Below are 1,506 nucleotides of genomic sequence, written 5' to 3' on the forward strand. Positions count from 1 at the left end.
AGGTGACAGAGGGGGTCGGTGCGTCCTGACGCGACGTCGTTTGGAGAAAAGAGAAGGTCGGCGCTTCACGCGCGACGCCCCCTCTGGCCTGCCGGCCATCTCCCCCTCAAGGAGGGAGATTGGCCAATCGCCAACCCTACTGCGTCTTGGCCGGCGCTGTCGTTGCCTGCTCGCCCATCGCCTTGAGGTCGGCGGCTTCACCTTCCTTCGACTTTTCCGGGACCTTGAACACCTGCCCCGGCCAGATGCGGTCGGGATCGCTGATCTGGTCCTGGTTGGCGAGGTAGATGGTCGAGAAGCGCACGCCATGGCCATAGACGCGCCGTGAAATCCGCCACAGCGTGTCGTTGCGGCGGATGATGACGGCGCCGTCGGCATGTTCAAGCTTGGGCGCCACGGTCTCGGGCACATCGCTTGGCGGCGTCGCCTCCGCCACAACGGCCGGAGCCTCGGTGGCGGGAGCAGGCGTCGTGGCCGGAGCCGTCCCGGCCGCGGCCGGCGCCTCGGCGGCGGCAGGTGCGGCCGGCTTGGGCTGAACGGGCTTCGGCGCCGAGGGTGCCACGGCGGCGACCGCTTCGCCCGGCTCGCGCTCGAACGGCACGGCTGCGCGGGCCACAACTGTCACACCGTCGGTATCGAGGCCGTCGACACGTATTGTGTAGCTGCCGACCGGAATGTCGCGCGTCGCCTCGACCAGGAAATGACCATCCGTCGACGTTTGCGCATCACCGAGCAGGATGTCGTTGGCATAGGCGCGCACCTTGCGGCCGGCATCGGCGAGACCGGCGACAAAGATCTTGCTGCCGTCGATCTCGACCGCCTCGACGACGATCTTGGGCTCGGTCACGCCTGCAACGGGCGGCGTCGCCGGCGCAGGAGCCGGTGCTGCTTCCACCACGGCAGGTGCTGGGGCGGCTGGTGCCGGAGCAGTTGCGGGCGCTTCGGCTGCGGGAGCAGCCGGCGCGGTGGCCTGAGCAGCCGGCTTTGCCGCGGGCGCGGGAACGGTCAGCAATTCGGCCGGCTTGCCCGGCTCCTCGACCATGGCCAGCACCTGGCCGGCCGCATCCTTGGGAACCGAAACCACGGCGGTCTGCACCGAGGGCGTTACGACATCGCCCGTGGTCGCGCGCAGCGCGATCGTATAATCACCGGGCTTCAGCGGATCGTCGAGAATGATAACGAAGGCGCCATCGGGACCAGCGACCGTCGAGCCAAGCACCGTCGAGCCGTTGAGGATCTCGACCTTGGCGTTGGGCGCCGCATTGCCGGCGACGACAATCGAGCCATTGCTTTCGACGCGCACGACATCGAAGGACGGTGCGACCGGACCGGCCGCAGCCGGCGCCGCCGCGTCCGCGGCCGGTGCGGCCGGTGCCGTTGCCTGGGGCACCGCGGCGGGAGCCGCAGGGGCTTCCGCGGCGGGCAGCCGCGCTTCGGTGCCGGGATCGGCCGATTTTGGCGCTGCGGGCGGCGTCTGCGCCGCCACTTGCGCCGGCGGCATGGGAT

Annotated in this window: 1 protein-coding gene; it reads right to left on the bottom strand. The window is 70.0% G+C overall.

The window, feature by feature from the left end; genetic code table 11:
• Positions 1–136: 136 nt before the first annotated feature.
• On the bottom strand, positions 137–1,506 hold a 1,370-nt coding region (locus EOC06_RS29095), incomplete at its 5' end, for a LysM peptidoglycan-binding domain-containing protein (RefSeq protein ID WP_164898796.1).

This window comes from Mesorhizobium sp. M7A.F.Ca.MR.362.00.0.0, assembly GCF_004023175.1.
In the GTDB taxonomy this organism is placed as follows: Bacteria; Pseudomonadota; Alphaproteobacteria; order Rhizobiales; family Rhizobiaceae; genus Mesorhizobium.